Genomic DNA, 15138 nt, shown 5'->3' with positions numbered 1-15138 from the left:
GTAGGCCGGGCAAACGCAGTGCCGCCCGGCAAGAATGTTCATGTGGACAAAACATAAACAAAAAATATAGATCCCCGTCACATTTTTGCGTTATACAGGAACCTCGCCCTGGAGAATGAGGTGCTGTATGACATCCCTGACTCGTCCGCGTGTTGAGTTTATCTCAACGATACTCCAGACCGTGCTGAACCTCGGTCTGCTGAGCCTTGGCCTGATCCTGGTCGTGTTTCTGGGTAAAGAGACGGTGCATCTGGCGGATGTGCTGTTCGCACCTGAGCAAACCAGCAAATACGCGCTGGTGGAAGGCCTGGTGGTCTACTTTCTCTACTTTGAATTTATCGCCCTGATTGTGAAGTACTTTCAGTCCGGCTTTCACTTCCCGCTGCGCTATTTTGTCTATATTGGCATCACCGCCATTGTGCGGCTGATCATCGTCGATCATAAATCCCCGCTCGACGTGCTGATCTACTCGGCGGCGATCCTGCTGCTGGTGATCACCCTCTGGCTGTGCAACTCAAAGCGGCTGAAACGCGAATAAAAAAAGGGCGCTCCGAAGAGCGCCTAACAACAGTCACAAGTTGGTTCAATACAATACGTCTAAAGTTGAGGGTTGCAGTGGCATAACAGATGAAACTTAACCTTTCACACCGCCCGCCGTCAGGCCGTTGACCAGCCAGCGCTGGGCCAGCAGGAACACCACGGTAATCGGGATGGCAGAGAGTACGGCCGCCGCGGCAAAGTCGCCCCACAGGTAGTTTTGCGGGTTGAGGTATTGCTGCATACCGACGGCCAGGGTGTAGCTGTTCACATCGCGCAGCAACAGAGAGGCGACCGGTACTTCGGTGATCGCCGCGATAAACGACAGGATGAACACCACCGCCAGAATCGGCACCGACAGCGGCAGCAGCACCAGGCGGAACGCCTGCCACGGGGTGGCGCCATCCAGCGCGGCGGCTTCTTCCAGTGAACCATCGATGGTTTCGAAATAGCCCTTGATGGTCCACACATGCAGGGCGATGCCGCCAAGATAGGCGAAGATCACGCCGCCGTGGGTGTTCAGGCCGATAAACGGCACGTACTGGCCAAGACGATCAAACAGGGCATACAACGCCACCAGTGACAGCACCGCCGGGAACATCTGGAAAATCAGCATCCCTTTCAGCAGCGTCGCTTTGCCCGGGAAACGCATACGGGCGAAGGCGTAAGCACAAGTGGTGGAGAGCGTCACGATGCCGATGGCAGTAATGGTCGCCACTTTTACCGAGTTCCACAACCACAGCAGCACCGGGAACGGCGGCGGAGTGACTCGGCCATCCGCGTGTTCCACACTGAAGCCCAGCGCGAGTTTCCAGTGCTCCCAGGAGATTTCATCCGGGATTAGGCTCCCGGTGGCGAAGTTCCCCGAACGCAGGGAGATGGCGATAACCATCAGCAGCGGGAACATGATCGCCGCGATGAAAATCAGCAGGCCTAAGTGCGTCGCGAGGAGGCGCAGTTTCTGAGATTTGGGTTGTACCATAGCCATGTTCAGTGCCCTCCTTAGTCAAATTTCATACGTGTAGCTTTCAGGTTCACGATCGCCAGGGCGCCCACCAGCAGGAAGATCAGGGTGGCAATCGCCGCCGCCAGTCCGAAGTCCTGACCGCCGCCGCCTTCGAAGGCGATACGGTAGGTGTAGCTCACGAGCAGGTCGGTATAGCCTGCCGGCGTGGTGGTGCCGAGACGGTCCGGACCGCCGTTGGTCAACAGCTGAATCAGCACAAAGTTGTTAAAGTTAAAGGCGAAGCTGGCAATCATCAGCGGCGTCAGCGGCTTAATGAGCAGCGGCAGGGTAATTTTGAAGAAGTTCTGGAACGGACCCGCGCCGTCCATCGCCGAGGCTTCGTACAGGTCGTCCGGGATGGCCTTCAGCAGCCCCATGCACAGGATCATCATGTACGGATAACCGAGCCAGGTGTTCACGATGATAATCATCGAGCGAGCGGTGGTCGGGTCGCTGAACCAGGCCGGTTTGATGCCGAACAGCGCGCTCAGCATCATGTTGATTTCACCGAAGCTCTGGTTAAACAACCCTTTGAAAATCAGAATCGAGATGAACGACGGCACGGCGTACGGCAGAATCAGCAGCACGCGGTAAATCGCTTTCCCTTTCAGGGATTCCCACTGGACCAGACAGGCCAGCACCATGCCCACGGCCACGGTCAGGATCACGGTCAGGATGGAGAAGACTACCGTCCAGACGAAGATGGCGAAGAACGGTTTCTGGATGCCTTCGTCGGTAAACACGCGGGTAAAGTTATCCCAGCCGATGGTAACGGTATAGCCCGGGCTGAGCTTGTCGTCGCCCCAGCTGCCGTCGGCATTCACCGACTGATAGAAACCGATATCGTTGTTCGGGCGGTATTTTACGCCGCTCTGGTTGTTGGTCAGCGTGCCGTCATCCGCCAGAGTATAAAGCGGCTGCGTGCCGGAAAACTGGCGCAGCGAGCTCATGGTTACTTTGCTGTCATCGGGCAGCACGGCGGTGAGCTGGGTCAGCGCCTGGCGATTTTGAGTGATGATACGCAGGTTGGCACGTTCACCTTCCGGCAGGGCCGCGGCCTCTTTTAAGACCAGCTTCTGCTCGCCGCCAAATTTGAACGCGTCGGAAAGATAGTTTTTGCCGCTCTCACCGTCAGTGAGCGCTAACTTCCACTCATCTCCCGCAGGATACAGGCCGAAGTTAAAGGTTTTACCCGCCTGATAAGAACGATCCAGAAGCACCTGGGTGGCACGCTCCTGCGCGAGCTGGTTGGTGCTGCTGTAGTTAGTAAAGGCAATCGCGATGGTGCAGATCAGCGGAAAGAGGACAAACAGCCCCATCCCGGCAACACCGGGGTAGACATAGCGCCAGGCATACGCTTTACGGTTGGCGAAAATATACAGGCCAACCGAGCTTAAAATCAGCGTCATGATGGCAAAAAGGTATTCCCCTTGCACGTACATTAAAACAACAAGGTAACCCACCAGCAGACACAGCAGACCTATCACTGACCACTTCAGTGCGTCGCTTTGCCACCAGCGTTTCTTTTTAATGACATCCATGGGGTTCTTCCTCTACAACGGTGGAAACTTATCGTCAGGTGGCGCTGCGCTTACCTGACCTACGGATCGTGCCGTAGTCGTAGGGCGGGTAAGCGCACTCGCCACCCGCCGTTTTTCAGACTTACTTAGTAATACGACCCTGAGCATCTTTCAGCGCGGCATCAACAGTCTGGCGACCGCTTGCCGCGTTGATGACGGCGGTACGGGTGGCGTACCAGAACGCAGCCATCTGTGGGATGTTCGGCATGATTTCGCCTTTCTGGGCGTTATCCATGGTGGCCGCAATGCGTGGATCTTTCGCTAATTGATCCTGGAAGGATTTCAGCGCAACGGCGCCCAGCGGTTTGTCCTTGTTCACTTCATCCAGACCCTGATCGGTCAGCAGGTAGTTTTCGAGGAACTCTTTCGCCAGCTCTTTGTTCGGGCTGGCGGCGTTGATACCCGCGCTCAGCACGCCAACAAACGGTTTAGACGGCTTGCCGTTGAAGGTTGGCAGCAGGGTCACGCCGTAGTTGACTTTGCTCTTGTCGATATTGGTCCAGGCCCACGGACCGTTGATGGTCATCGCGGTTTCGCCTTTGTTGAACGCCGCTTCCGCGATGGAGTAGTCGGTATCCGCATTCATGTGTTTGTTCTTAATCAGGTCAACCAGGAAGGTCAGGCCTTTTTTCGCGCCCGCGTTGTCCACGCCCACGTCTTTCACGTCATATTTGCCGTTTTCAAACTTGAACGCGTAGCCGCCGTCGGCAGCAATCAGCGGCCAGGTGAAGTACGGCTCTTGCAGGTTGAACATCAGAGCGGATTTACCTTTCGCCTTCAGCTCTTTATCCAGAGCAGGGATCTCTTCCCAGGTTTTCGGTGGATTTGGCACCAGGTCTTTGTTGTAAATCAGTGACAGGGCTTCAACCGCGATTGGGTAAGCGATCAGCTTGCCGTTATAGCGAACGGCGTCCCAGGTGAACGGGAACAGTTTGTCCTGGAAGGCTTTGTCTGGCGTGACTTCTGCCAGCAGGCCAGACTGCGCGTAGCCCCCGAAACGGTCATGCGCCCAGAAGATAATGTCCGGACCATCGCCGGTTGCCGCAACCTGCGGGAACTTCTCTTCCAGTTTGTCCGGGTGTTCTACGGTGACTTTGATACCAGTGTCTTTCTCGAATTTTTTGCCCACTTCGGCCAGACCGTTATAGCCCTTGTCGCCGTTAATCCAGATAACCAGCTTACCTTCTTCAATTTTGGCGAGAGCCGGTGCGGAAATCATCATTGCTGCGAGGGCGGACAATGCGAAAACGCGTGCGCCAGTCTTGATCTTCATATCTGCCATCCTTTATTGGTGATGTGCTCGTGGATACATAAGGTGGTTCAACGTGACTCAGTCTCCTTATTTGACATCCTCTTTCCATCCTCCCAGTCCCTACGCCCCACCCCCTGTTTGTGTGATCCCTGTAACATAAATTTAAGTTATGAGTGCTGGCGCACATAAAAACCCACTGAATTTTGCAGGCCGCTTCACGATTTTCGCCTTAGCCCCTCCGCTGCGGTCGCAGAGCCTGCTCTCTCATCCTCCCGCCTCCTCCCCCATAAAAAAGCCGGGGGGTGGAGGATTCACGAAAGTAATGGAACACGCATAGTGAACTTATCTTGAATGTTTCTGTCGGTGACAGGTTGTAACGAAGGGAGAAGGGCATGGCGAGCGTACAGCTGCGTAATGTAACGAAAGCCTGGGGCGACGTTGTGGTGTCAAAAGACATCAATCTGGACATCCACGAAGGTGAGTTTGTGGTGTTCGTTGGTCCATCAGGCTGTGGTAAATCTACTCTGCTGCGTATGATTGCCGGTCTTGAAACCATCACCAGTGGCGATTTATTTATTGGTGATACCCGAATGAACGACATCCCGCCAGCTGAACGCGGCGTGGGCATGGTGTTCCAGTCTTATGCGCTTTATCCGCATCTTTCCGTTGCCGAGAACATGTCCTTTGGCCTGAAGCTGGCCGGCGCGAAAAAAGAGACCATTAACCAGCGCGTCACCCAGGTGGCGGAAGTGCTCCAGCTGGCACATCTGCTGGAGCGTAAACCGAAGGCGCTCTCCGGTGGTCAGCGTCAGCGTGTGGCGATCGGCCGTACGCTGGTGGCCGAGCCGCGCGTATTCCTGCTCGATGAACCTCTCTCTAACCTGGATGCCGCCTTGCGCGTCCAGATGCGTATCGAAATCTCCCGTCTGCACAAGCGCCTGGGGCGCACGATGATTTACGTCACCCACGATCAGGTCGAAGCGATGACGCTGGCCGACAAAATCGTGGTACTGGACGCCGGTCGCGTGGCGCAGGTGGGCAAACCGCTGGAGCTGTATCACTATCCGGCAGACCGCTTTGTTGCGGGCTTCATTGGCTCGCCAAAGATGAACTTCCTGCCCGTAAAAGTGACCGCGACGGCAATCGAACAGGTACAGGTGGAGCTGCCAAACCGTCAGCAAGTCTGGCTGCCGGTCGACAGCGCCAATGTACAGGTGGGGGCCAATATGTCCCTCGGTATCCGCCCTGAGCATTTACTGCCGAGCCACATCGCTGATGTGACGCTGGAAGGTGAAGTTCAGGTCGTCGAACAGCTTGGTCACGAAACACAGATTCATATCCAGATCCCCGCCATCCGTCAGAACCTGGTCTACCGCCAGAATGACGTGGTGTTGGTAGAAGAGGGTGCCACATTCGCTATCGGTTTGCCGCCAGAGCGTTGCCATCTGTTCCGTGAGGATGGCACTGCATGTCGTCGGTTGCACAAAGAGCCAGGCGTTTAAGCATTCCAATTACAAAGAAAAGCAATGATCTCAGGAGATAGAATAATGATTACTCTGCGCAAACTTCCTTTGGCAGTTGCCGTCGCAGCGGGCGTAATGTCTGCTCAGGCACTGGCAGTGGATTTCCATGGTTATGCTCGTTCTGGTATCGGCTGGACGGGTAGTGGCGGTGAACAACAATGTTTCCAGGCAACAGGCGCACAAAGTAAATACCGTCTCGGTAACGAATGTGAAACCTACGCCGAACTGAAACTGGGCCAGGAAGTGTGGAAAGAAGGCGACAAGAGCTTCTATTTCGACACCAACGTAGCGTACTCCGTGGCACAGCAGAATGACTGGGAAGGTACCGATCCGGCGTTCCGTGAAGCTAACGTGCAGGGTAAAAACCTGATTGAATGGCTGCCTGGCTCTACCATCTGGGCCGGTAAGCGCTTCTATCAGCGTCATGACGTACACATGATCGACTTCTACTACTGGGATATCTCTGGTCCTGGTGCCGGTATTGAAAACATCGATCTGGGCTTCGGTAAACTGTCTCTGGCAGCGACGCGTTCCCAGGAAGCTGGCGGTTCTTATGCCTTCAGCAGCCAGAACATCTATGACCGTACCAAAGATACCGCGAACGACGTATTTGACGTGCGTTTAGCGGGCCTGGAAACTAACCCGGACGGCGTGCTGGAACTGGGTGTGGATTATGGCCGCGCGAACACGACCGACGGCTATGATCTTGCCGACGGCGCGTCGAAAGATGGCTGGATGTTCACCGCTGAACATACCCAGAGCATGCTGAAAGGCTACAACAAGTTTGTGCTGCAGTATGCGATGGACTCAATGACCACGCAGGGTAAAGGTCTGAGCCAGGGTTCCTATGGTTCTTCCAGCTTTACCATCACGAATCCTGATGGCACGACGACCAATTACGCCAACGATGTGATTAACAACAACGGCAGCCTCTGGCGCATCCTGGACCACGGTGCAATCACCCTGGCCGACAAGTGGGACCTGATGTATGTCGGTATGTACCAGAAACTCGACATGGATGATAACCAGGGGAGTGACTGGTGGACCGTGGGTGTACGTCCGATGTACAAATGGACGCCAATCATGAGCACCCTGCTGGAAGTGGGCTACGACAACGTCAAATCCCAGGAAACCGGCGATCGCAACAGCCAGTACAAAATCACCCTGGCGCAACAGTGGCAGGCTGGCGACAGCATCTGGTCTCGTCCGGCCATCCGTGTCTTCGCAACCTACGCGAAGTGGGATGAGAAATGGGGCTACGCGAAGAACGGTAACGGCGATGCCACCCGTTACGCGATCTCTGACTCCACCGGTAACGGTCGATTCTCTACCAGCCGCGGCGATGACGATGAGTTCTCCTTCGGCGCCCAGATGGAAATCTGGTGGTAACCGCATCCTGATCTGACGATGTAATCTGGGGGGCGAGAGCCCCTCAATTCCTGAGGTACTGCGCGCTATTGCCTGGCCACCGCAGTGCTTACGCTTTCTGAGGTGATAACAATGAAAATGAAGAAAAATCTCGTCGCGCTGTGCCTGACAGCGGGTCTGCTGGCCTGTGTGCCTGGCGTTACGCTCGCTGACGTCAATTATGTACCGCAGAATACCAGCGCAGCGCCTGCCATTCCGACAGCCGCTCTACAGCAATTAACCTGGACGCCGGTGGATCAGTCCAAAACGCAGAGCACACAGCTTGCGACGGGTGGCCAACAGCTCAATGTGGCTGGCATTACCGGGCCGGTAGCCGCCTATAGCGTACCGGCTAATATCGGTGAGCTAACGTTGACTTTATCCAGTGAAGTTAACAAACAGACCAGCATTTTTGCGCCGAACGTTCTGATCCTCGATCAGAACATGACGCCTTCCGCCTATTTCCCCAGCAGCTATTTTACCTATCAAGAGCCGGGTGTAATGAGCGCGGACCGCCTGGAAGGGGTAATGCGTCTGACCCCGGCGCTCGGGCAGCAAAAGCTCTACGTACTGGTCTTCACCACTGAAAAAGATTTGCAGCAAACCACCACTCTGCTCGATCCGGCAAAAGCCTATGCCAAAGGGGTTGGTAACGCCATTCCCGATATTCCCGATCCGATTGCGCGCCATACCACCGACGGCCTGCTTAAGCTGAAGGTGAAAACCAACAGCAGCTCCAGCGTACTCGTAGGCCCACTGTTTGGCTCATCTGGCCCGGGTCCGGTAACGGTGGGTAATACTGCCGCGCCTGTGTATGCCGCGCCAGCCGCAGCACCAGCCGCAGCCCCGGCCCCGGCGAAAAAAGCCGAGCCGGTGCTTAACGATACTGAAACTTACTTTAACAACGCCATCAAGCAGGCAGTTAAAAACGGCGATGTCGATAAAGCGCTGAAACTGCTTGATGAAGCCGAGCGTTTAGGTTCAACCACTGCCCGTTCCACCTTTATCAGCAGTGTAAAAGGCAAGGGGTAACCGTCTCCCCACAGTGCTGATTTTGTTAGTCGTTTGGTGCGCCTTCGCGGGCGCACTTTTTTTGGCTAAGTTGCACCTTTGTTGCGATAGTGATCGTTAAATTCTGTTTGTCCGTCCTCATTTTGCCAATCTGCGATACAATGCTTTTACGTTATGTATCGGAGAGTCTGGCATGTCACACCCCGCGCTAACGCAGCTGCGTGCGCTACGCTATTTCGACCACATCCCTGCGCTTGACCCGGAACAGCTGGACTGGCTGCTGCTGGAAGATTCCATGACAAAACGTTTTGAGCAACAGGGTAAAACGGTCACGGTGACGATGATTCAGGAAGGGTTTGTCTCGCCTGCGGAGATTGCCAGCGAGCTGCCGCTGCTGCCGCAGGAAGAACGCTACTGGCTGCGTGAAATTTTACTCTGTGCGGATGGCGAGCCGTGGCTTGCCGGGCGAACGGTGGTTCCTGAGTCTACACTTTCCGGGCCGGAGCTGGCACTGCAACGCCTCGGCAAAACGCCGCTGGGGCGCTATCTGTTCACCTCGTCTGAACTGACCCGTGATTTTATTGAAATTGGTTGCGATGCCGATTTGTGGGGGCGACGTTCCCGCCTTCGTTTGAGTGGCAAGCCGTTAATACTGACGGAACTCTTTTTGCCTGCATCGCCGTTGTATTAAGAGGGAGAAAAAATGGAGTGGAGTCTGACGCAGAATAAGCTGCTGGCCTATCACCGCCTGATGCGTACTGATAAACCCATTGGCGCGCTGCTGCTGCTGTGGCCGACCTTATGGGCGCTGTGGGTTGCCACGCCGGGCGTACCGCCGCTGTGGATCCTGGCGGTGTTTGTGGCGGGTGTCTGGCTGATGCGCGCTGCGGGCTGTGTGGTCAACGACTATGCTGACCGGAAATTTGATGGACATGTTAAGCGCACCGCGAATCGTCCTTTGCCGAGCGGTCAGGTGACCGGGAAAGAGGCGCGCATCCTGTTTGTGGTGCTGGTGCTTCTCTCTTTCATGCTGGTGTTAACCCTTAACACCATGACCATTCTGCTGTCCGTCGCTGCTCTGGCGCTGGCCTGGGTCTACCCATTTATGAAGCGATACACCCATCTGCCGCAGGTGGTATTGGGTGCGGCATTTGGCTGGTCGATTCCCATGGCGTTTGCCGCGGTCAGCGAGTCCGTTCCGCTCAGTTGCTGGCTGATGTTCCTGGCGAATATTCTCTGGGCCGTTGCGTACGATACCCAATACGCGATGGTCGATCGCGATGACGATCTCAAGATTGGCATCAAATCGACGGCGATCCTGTTTGGCCGTCACGACAAACTGATCATCGGCATATTGCAGGTGTCGGTGCTGGCGCTGATGGTGGCGATTGGTAGCCTGAACGGGCTGAACTGGGAGTTTTACTGGTCCGTGCTGGTGGCGGGTCTGCTGTTTGCGTATCAGCAGAAGCTGATCGCGAAGCGCGAGCGTGAAGCCTGCTTTAAAGCGTTTCTGAATAATAACTACGTCGGGCTGGTGCTGTTTATGGGGCTAGCGATGAGTTACTGGTCATAAAAAAACCGGGTGGCGGCTTCGCCTTACCCGGCCGACGATTTAGCAGAACATGTAGGCCGGGTAAGCGTTAGCGCCACCCGGCTTTAACATCACTCGCCCTGCGTTGAACTCTCAATCGTTAAACGCACATCCGCGGTAATCAGCTCTGCCAGCATCTGGTAAACCTTCATCGTCTCTTCCGGCTCAGCATCGCCCGTATCGCTAATGTAACCTTCGTCGCGCAGCGTCAGCACCAGGGAGCTGAATACCGCTTTGTCGAAGAATTCCGGGGCGTTAATGCCATGCAGAACGGACAGGCGCTGGGCCAGTGTCCGACTCTCTTTTTCCAGCGTACCGCGGTTGATTGACGGGTTAGCACTCAATAACCAGAAGGTAATGGCGTAGCGCTGCAACGTCTCACGCGCACCGGAAGCCAGGAGCTGCAAGGTTCGGGAACGTGACGGATTGATATGCAGTTCGTCATCACTGATGGTAATCAGCCCCTGACGACGCATCTCTGCGGACATTTTATCGAGCTCTGCCGCCAGCTCATCGTTACTCCAGCGCAGGAACAGCTCCGCTTTCAGCATCGGATAGATGGCCTGAATATGGCGCAGCAGCTCCTGACGCGAAATACGGCGGTGCTGGGTAATAATGGCTGCCATCAGTGACGGCAGCATCAGCATGTGCGTGATGTTATTACGGTAGTAGGTCATCAGCACGGCCTGCTCGCGCGGCAGAATGATGATGTCACCAATCGTATCTTTCTCGACTTCGAACTTGTTCATCTGCAACGCGTGATCGATCAATTCGCTGGCGGTGGCAGACGGCACGGTCGAATCCACGGAATACGGCACGTTGCGCATGATATCCAGATAGCAATCAATCTGCTCGGTCAGCTGTTCACGGGTCAGTGAACGCTGGCGAGAGGCCAGAAGCGCGGTACAACACAGGTTCATGGCGTTTGCCGCACCAGCATTGTTGATGCGTACCATCAGCTCGGATGCAATGCCGTTGACCGTTGGCGTCAGCCAGGCCGGACGTACCGCTTCGATAGGATCAATAGACTCGCGCCACTCCGGAACATGATGGTTCAGATATGTCATCAGGGGCAGGGGCTCGCCAAAGTTCACGTAGCCCTGACCGAGGTTGCGCAATTTACTCAGACCACGCAGCATCTGCGGCAGACTCTCTTTCTCTTTGGTCGCACCGCGCAGCTCTTTCGCGTAGGTGCCCACTTCCATCACGTGTTCATAACCGATGTAAATAGGCACCAGCGTGATAGGACGCGTACCGCCACGCAGCATGGCCTGAATGGTCATCGACAGCGTGCCGGTCTTCGGATCGAGCAGACGACCGGTACGGGAGCGACCGCCTTCAACAAAGTACTCCACGGAATAACCGCGGCTGAACAGCTCGCCCAGATACTCCCTGAAGACGGTGGAGTAGAGCTTGTTACCCTTGAAGGTACGACGAATGAAGAACGCACCCAGACGGCGGAAAATCGGACCAGCTGGCCAGAAGTTCAGGTTGATACCGGCAGCAATATGCGGCGGCACCAGGCCCTGGTGATAGAGCACGTAAGAGAGCAGCAGGTAGTCCATGTGGCTGCGGTGGCAGGGCACATAGACAATCTCGTGGCCGTCATGCGCTAACTGACGCACGCGCTCGGCGTTGTGGACGTTAATCCCCTGATAGAGGCGGTTCCACGTGAAACCGAGGATACGGTCAGAGAGACGAATCATCTCGTAGGAGAAGTTCGCGGCGATCTCTTCCATCAGCGCGATTGCGTTCTGCTGCGCTTTCTCGTGCGAAATCTTCTTGCTGCGCGCTTCGTCTTCTACGGCACGGGCAATCGCTTTGGAAGCCAGCAGCTTGTTAAACAGATCCTGACGCGCCGGGAGACGTGGCCCAACGGCCGCCAGACGCTGACGTGCAAAGTGCATACGCGCAACGCGCGCCAGCTTTTGCGCAATGATTTTGTCAGTACCGTGTTCATCCGCCATGCGGCGCAGTGAAACGGAAGGCGAGAAGCGAACAAAGCTGTCGCGTCCCAGCCATGAGACGGCGAAGAATTTCTGAATGCCGTTGAGCATACGCAGCGGCGGGTTCTCTTCCCCTTTTTCACGCCCCGGACGACGGCCAAACATCACCGACACCGGCACCATCTGCACGTCCAGATCGGGGTTGCTGCGGTGCAGATCGAGGTAATCATGGAACAGCTTAATGGACTCTTCTTTCGGCGTGTAATAGGTGAACACGCGCGGTCCGCCATGGATGAACACGTAGCGCGGCAGCAGCGTACCGTCGACTTCCAGCGGTTCAAGCGGGTCAGGTAAATCGTGCGCCAGACATTGAGCGCGAAGCGTTAGCAGGTCTGCCTTCGAGTTATAAGGCAAAACGTACATAATAGGGCGCGACGTATCGAGCCCTAATTCCAGCGCAGGTTCTGCTGGGATAGACTTACTTTTTACCAGTACGCTTAATGGTAAATTAAGTAATTTGTAGTAAATTCGTGGCCAGCCGGACATAAACGATGTAAAGCCTCTGGTTAATAATGCAATTGCGGCGCAAGGATAACAGAAAGCGCGCAAAATTTCTGTTGTTACCCGTCATACTTCAGGTCGCAGCAAAACGCGCTGCGGCTTTAGTTACTGACGCTATTTATCATAAAAGGTTCTTTTAATGGCCAATAATACCACTGGGTTAACTCGAATCATTAAAGCTGCCGGTTATTCATGGAAAGGTTTCCGCGCCGCATGGGTTAATGAAGCCGCTTTCCGCCAGGAAGCGGTTGCCGCAATCGTTGCCGTTGTCATCGCCTGCTTCCTTGATGTTGATGCTATCACCCGCGTACTGCTCATCGGATCTGTCCTTCTGGTGATGATAGTGGAAATTCTGAATAGCGCTATTGAGGCCGTTGTTGACCGAATCGGGTCGGAATTCCATGAACTGTCTGGCCGGGCGAAAGACATGGGTTCCGCTGCCGTACTGCTGTCGATTATCACGGCGGCGATCACATGGGTCACGCTACTTTGGTCGCATTTCCGATGAGCCTCGAGGAATAATTAAGTCCCTGGTTTTTTGTGCAGTTTTTGGTTCCAAAATCGCCTTTGACTGTATATACTCACAGCATAACTGTATATACACCCAGGGGGCGGTATGAAAGCGTTAACGACCAGGCAGCAAGAGGTGTTTGATCTCATTCGGGATCATATCGGCCAGACGGGTATGCCACCCACGCGTGCAGAAATTGCGCAGCGTCTGGGCTTCCGTTCTCCTAATGCTGCCGAAGAGCACCTTAAGGCGCTTGCGCGTAAGGGCGTGATTGAGATTGTTTCCGGCGCCTCACGCGGCATCCGTCTGCTGGTGGAAGAAGAGAGCGGTATTCCGCTGGTGGGTCGCGTAGCCGCAGGTGAACCTCTGCTGGCGCAGCAGCACATCGAAGGGCACTATCAGGTTGACCCAGGCATGTTCAAGCCGAGCGCCGATTTCCTGCTGCGCGTTAGCGGAATGTCCATGAAAGATATCGGTATTCTGGATGGCGATCTGCTGGCGGTACACAAAACGCAGGACGTGCGTAACGGGCAAGTCGTGGTGGCGCGCATTGATGATGAAGTGACGGTTAAGCGCCTGAAAAAACAAGGCAATACCGTGCAGCTTCTGCCTGAAAACAATGAATTCTCCCCGATTGTGGTGGATCTCCGCGAGCAGAGCTTCTCTATTGAAGGGCTGGCGGTCGGCGTTATCCGCAACGGTGAATGGCTGTAATCTCTTCCTGACAGGCTGTAGTTCCTCTACAGCCTGGCCTGTTTTCTGATTCCGGTAATTTCCATGGCATTGCTAACTTCTGCCGATAAGGCGTTGTGGCGTCTTGCGCTACCGATGATTTTTTCCAATATTACCGTTCCTCTGCTGGGGCTGGTGGATACGGCAGTTATCGGGCATCTCGATTCGCCGATTTACCTGGGCGGCGTCGCGATTGGCGCAACGGCGACCAGCTTCCTCTTTATGCTGCTACTTTTTCTGCGCATGAGTACGACAGGCCTTACGGCCCAGGCGTATGGTGCAAAAGATCCCCTGCGTCTGGCGCGTGCGCTGGTTCAGCCGCTCATTCTGGCGTTCGGTGCTGGCGCGTTAATCGTTCTGTTGCGTACGCCGCTGATTGATCTTGCGCTCCATATTGTAGGCGGCAGCGATGCCGTACTGGAACAAGCCCGGCGGTTCCTCGAAATTCGCTGGCTCAGCGCGCCCGCTTCACTGGCAAACCTGGTCCTTCTGGGCTGGCTGCTGGGCGTGCAGTATGCCCGCGCGCCGGTGATCCTGCTGGTGGTGGGTAACCTTTTCAATATTGTCCTCGATCTCTGGCTGGTGATGGGACTGCACATGAACGTCCGGGGCGCGGCGCTGGCTACGGCAATTGCCGAGTACGGGACGCTGCTGATCGGTTTGGGGATGGTCTGGCGCGTGCTGGCGATGCGCGGTATCACCCTGGATCTGCTGAAATCGGCCTGGCGCGGCAATATGCGTAAGCTGCTGGCGCTTAATCGCGACATCATGCTCCGTTCGCTCCTGCTGCAACTCTGCTTCGGCGCATTAACCGTTTTTGGTGCGCGTCTTGGGCCTGAGATCGTCGCCGTCAACGCAGTGCTCATGACGTTACTGACCTTTACCGCTTACGCGCTGGATGGTTTTGCTTACGCCGTCGAGGCGCATTCAGGGCAGGCTTATGGCGCGCGTGAAAGCGGCCAGTTACGCGAAGTCTGGCGTGCTGCCTGTCGTCAGGCGGGTCTGGTGGCGCTGGTCTTTGCTCTGGTTTACGCCTGTTTTGGTGGGCATATTGTCGCGCTTCTCACCTCGTTGCCCGCGCTACGTGAGCTGGCCGATCGCTACATCCTCTGGCAGGTAGTATTACCGGTGGTGGGTGTGTGGTGCTATTTGCTGGACGGCATGTTTATTGGTGCGACGCGAGGGGCGGAGATGCGCAACAGCATGGCCGTCGCTGCGGCGGGGTTCGGCCTGACGCTGCTGACCTTGCCGTATCTCGGCAATCATGGTCTGTGGCTCGCGCTGGCGGTGTTTCTCTCACTGCGTGGCCTTTCGCTGGCCGTTATCTGGCGTCGTCACTGGCGAAACAATACCTGGTTTCCAGCCCCGCACGATATATCGTAACGGTTAAAGATTCCGAATATAAAAATAAATGCCGAATCCTTAACTACAATAATAATCACGTCCAGCAGAATAGAACGAAGCGGACGACACTCATAGAC

General features: G+C 55.4%; 13 protein-coding genes. 9 read left to right on the top strand and 4 right to left on the bottom strand.

Annotation, left to right across the window (positions count from 1 at the left end):
- Positions 1 to 127 precede the first annotated feature (127 nt).
- Positions 128 to 538, top strand: a complete 411-nt coding sequence (psiE, locus tag ACOT0L_RS20815; RefSeq protein WP_000202963.1) for a phosphate-starvation-inducible protein PsiE — start codon at positions 128 to 130, stop codon at positions 536 to 538.
- A gap of 96 nt (positions 539 to 634) precedes the next feature.
- On the opposite strand, the gene malG is transcribed toward psiE, so the two are convergent.
- From malG to malE, 3 genes are all read right to left on the bottom strand, one after another.
- Complete coding sequence (gene malG, locus ACOT0L_RS20810; RefSeq protein WP_003860332.1) at positions 635 to 1525, bottom strand: maltose ABC transporter permease MalG; 891 nt, start codon at positions 1523 to 1525, stop codon at positions 635 to 637.
- A gap of 14 nt (positions 1526 to 1539) precedes the next feature.
- Entirely contained in the window at positions 1540 to 3084 is a 1545-nt protein-coding gene (gene malF, locus ACOT0L_RS20805; RefSeq protein WP_023299085.1) for a maltose ABC transporter permease MalF, read from the bottom strand.
- A 121-nt stretch (positions 3085 to 3205) separates the two neighbouring features.
- The gene (gene malE, locus ACOT0L_RS20800; RefSeq protein ID WP_022646733.1) at positions 3206 to 4396 is read right to left on the bottom strand and encodes a maltose/maltodextrin ABC transporter substrate-binding protein MalE; all 1191 of its coding nucleotides are present in this window, start codon (positions 4394 to 4396) and stop codon (positions 3206 to 3208) included.
- Positions 4397 to 4767: 371 nt separating this feature from the next.
- On the opposite strand from malE, the gene malK reads away from it, so the two are divergent.
- From malK to ubiA, 5 genes are all read left to right on the top strand, one after another.
- Positions 4768 to 5877 (top strand): maltose/maltodextrin ABC transporter ATP-binding protein MalK, encoded by a 1110-nt coding sequence (gene malK / locus ACOT0L_RS20795; RefSeq protein ID WP_003860329.1) that lies wholly within the window; start codon positions 4768 to 4770, stop codon positions 5875 to 5877.
- Between the two features lie 42 nt (positions 5878 to 5919).
- Positions 5920 to 7287: a maltoporin gene (locus ACOT0L_RS20790; RefSeq protein WP_032621777.1), complete on the top strand. Its 1368-nt coding sequence runs from the start codon at positions 5920 to 5922 to the stop codon at positions 7285 to 7287.
- Between the two features lie 111 nt (positions 7288 to 7398).
- Positions 7399 to 8337, top strand: a complete 939-nt coding sequence (gene malM, locus ACOT0L_RS20785) for a maltose operon protein MalM (RefSeq protein WP_126504137.1) — start codon at positions 7399 to 7401, stop codon at positions 8335 to 8337.
- A gap of 172 nt (positions 8338 to 8509) precedes the next feature.
- Positions 8510 to 9007, top strand: a complete 498-nt coding sequence (ubiC, locus tag ACOT0L_RS20780) for a chorismate lyase (protein WP_022646736.1) — start codon at positions 8510 to 8512, stop codon at positions 9005 to 9007.
- A gap of 12 nt (positions 9008 to 9019) precedes the next feature.
- Positions 9020 to 9889, top strand: a complete 870-nt coding sequence (gene ubiA / locus ACOT0L_RS20775) for a 4-hydroxybenzoate octaprenyltransferase (RefSeq protein ID WP_063149602.1) — start codon at positions 9020 to 9022, stop codon at positions 9887 to 9889.
- 89 nt (positions 9890 to 9978) lie between these two features.
- On the opposite strand, the gene plsB is transcribed toward ubiA, so the two are convergent.
- Complete coding sequence (gene plsB / locus ACOT0L_RS20770) at positions 9979 to 12399, bottom strand: glycerol-3-phosphate 1-O-acyltransferase PlsB (protein ID WP_022646738.1); 2421 nt, start codon at positions 12397 to 12399, stop codon at positions 9979 to 9981.
- A 154-nt stretch (positions 12400 to 12553) separates the two neighbouring features.
- Here plsB and ACOT0L_RS20765 point away from each other — a divergent pair, with 154 nt between their 5' ends.
- The 3 genes from ACOT0L_RS20765 (at position 12554) to dinF (ending at position 15040) form a co-directional block, all read left to right on the top strand.
- Positions 12554 to 12922, top strand: coding sequence for a diacylglycerol kinase (locus tag ACOT0L_RS20765; RefSeq protein ID WP_006810487.1), 369 nt, complete (start codon positions 12554 to 12556; stop codon positions 12920 to 12922).
- Between the two features lie 108 nt (positions 12923 to 13030).
- Positions 13031 to 13639, top strand: a complete 609-nt coding sequence (gene lexA / locus ACOT0L_RS20760; protein WP_003860318.1) for a transcriptional repressor LexA — start codon at positions 13031 to 13033, stop codon at positions 13637 to 13639.
- 63 nt (positions 13640 to 13702) lie between these two features.
- Positions 13703 to 15040 carry an MATE family efflux transporter DinF gene (gene dinF, locus ACOT0L_RS20755; RefSeq protein WP_126504139.1) on the top strand — a complete coding sequence of 446 codons (1338 nt, stop codon included), beginning with the start codon at positions 13703 to 13705 and terminating at the stop codon, positions 15038 to 15040.
- Positions 15041 to 15138 lie beyond the last annotated feature (98 nt).

The organism is Enterobacter cloacae complex sp. XAL002, from assembly GCF_049236805.1.
Classification (GTDB): domain Bacteria; phylum Pseudomonadota; class Gammaproteobacteria; order Enterobacterales; family Enterobacteriaceae; genus Enterobacter; species Enterobacter intestinihominis.
This window is presented reverse-complemented; position numbering and strand designations above follow the sequence as displayed.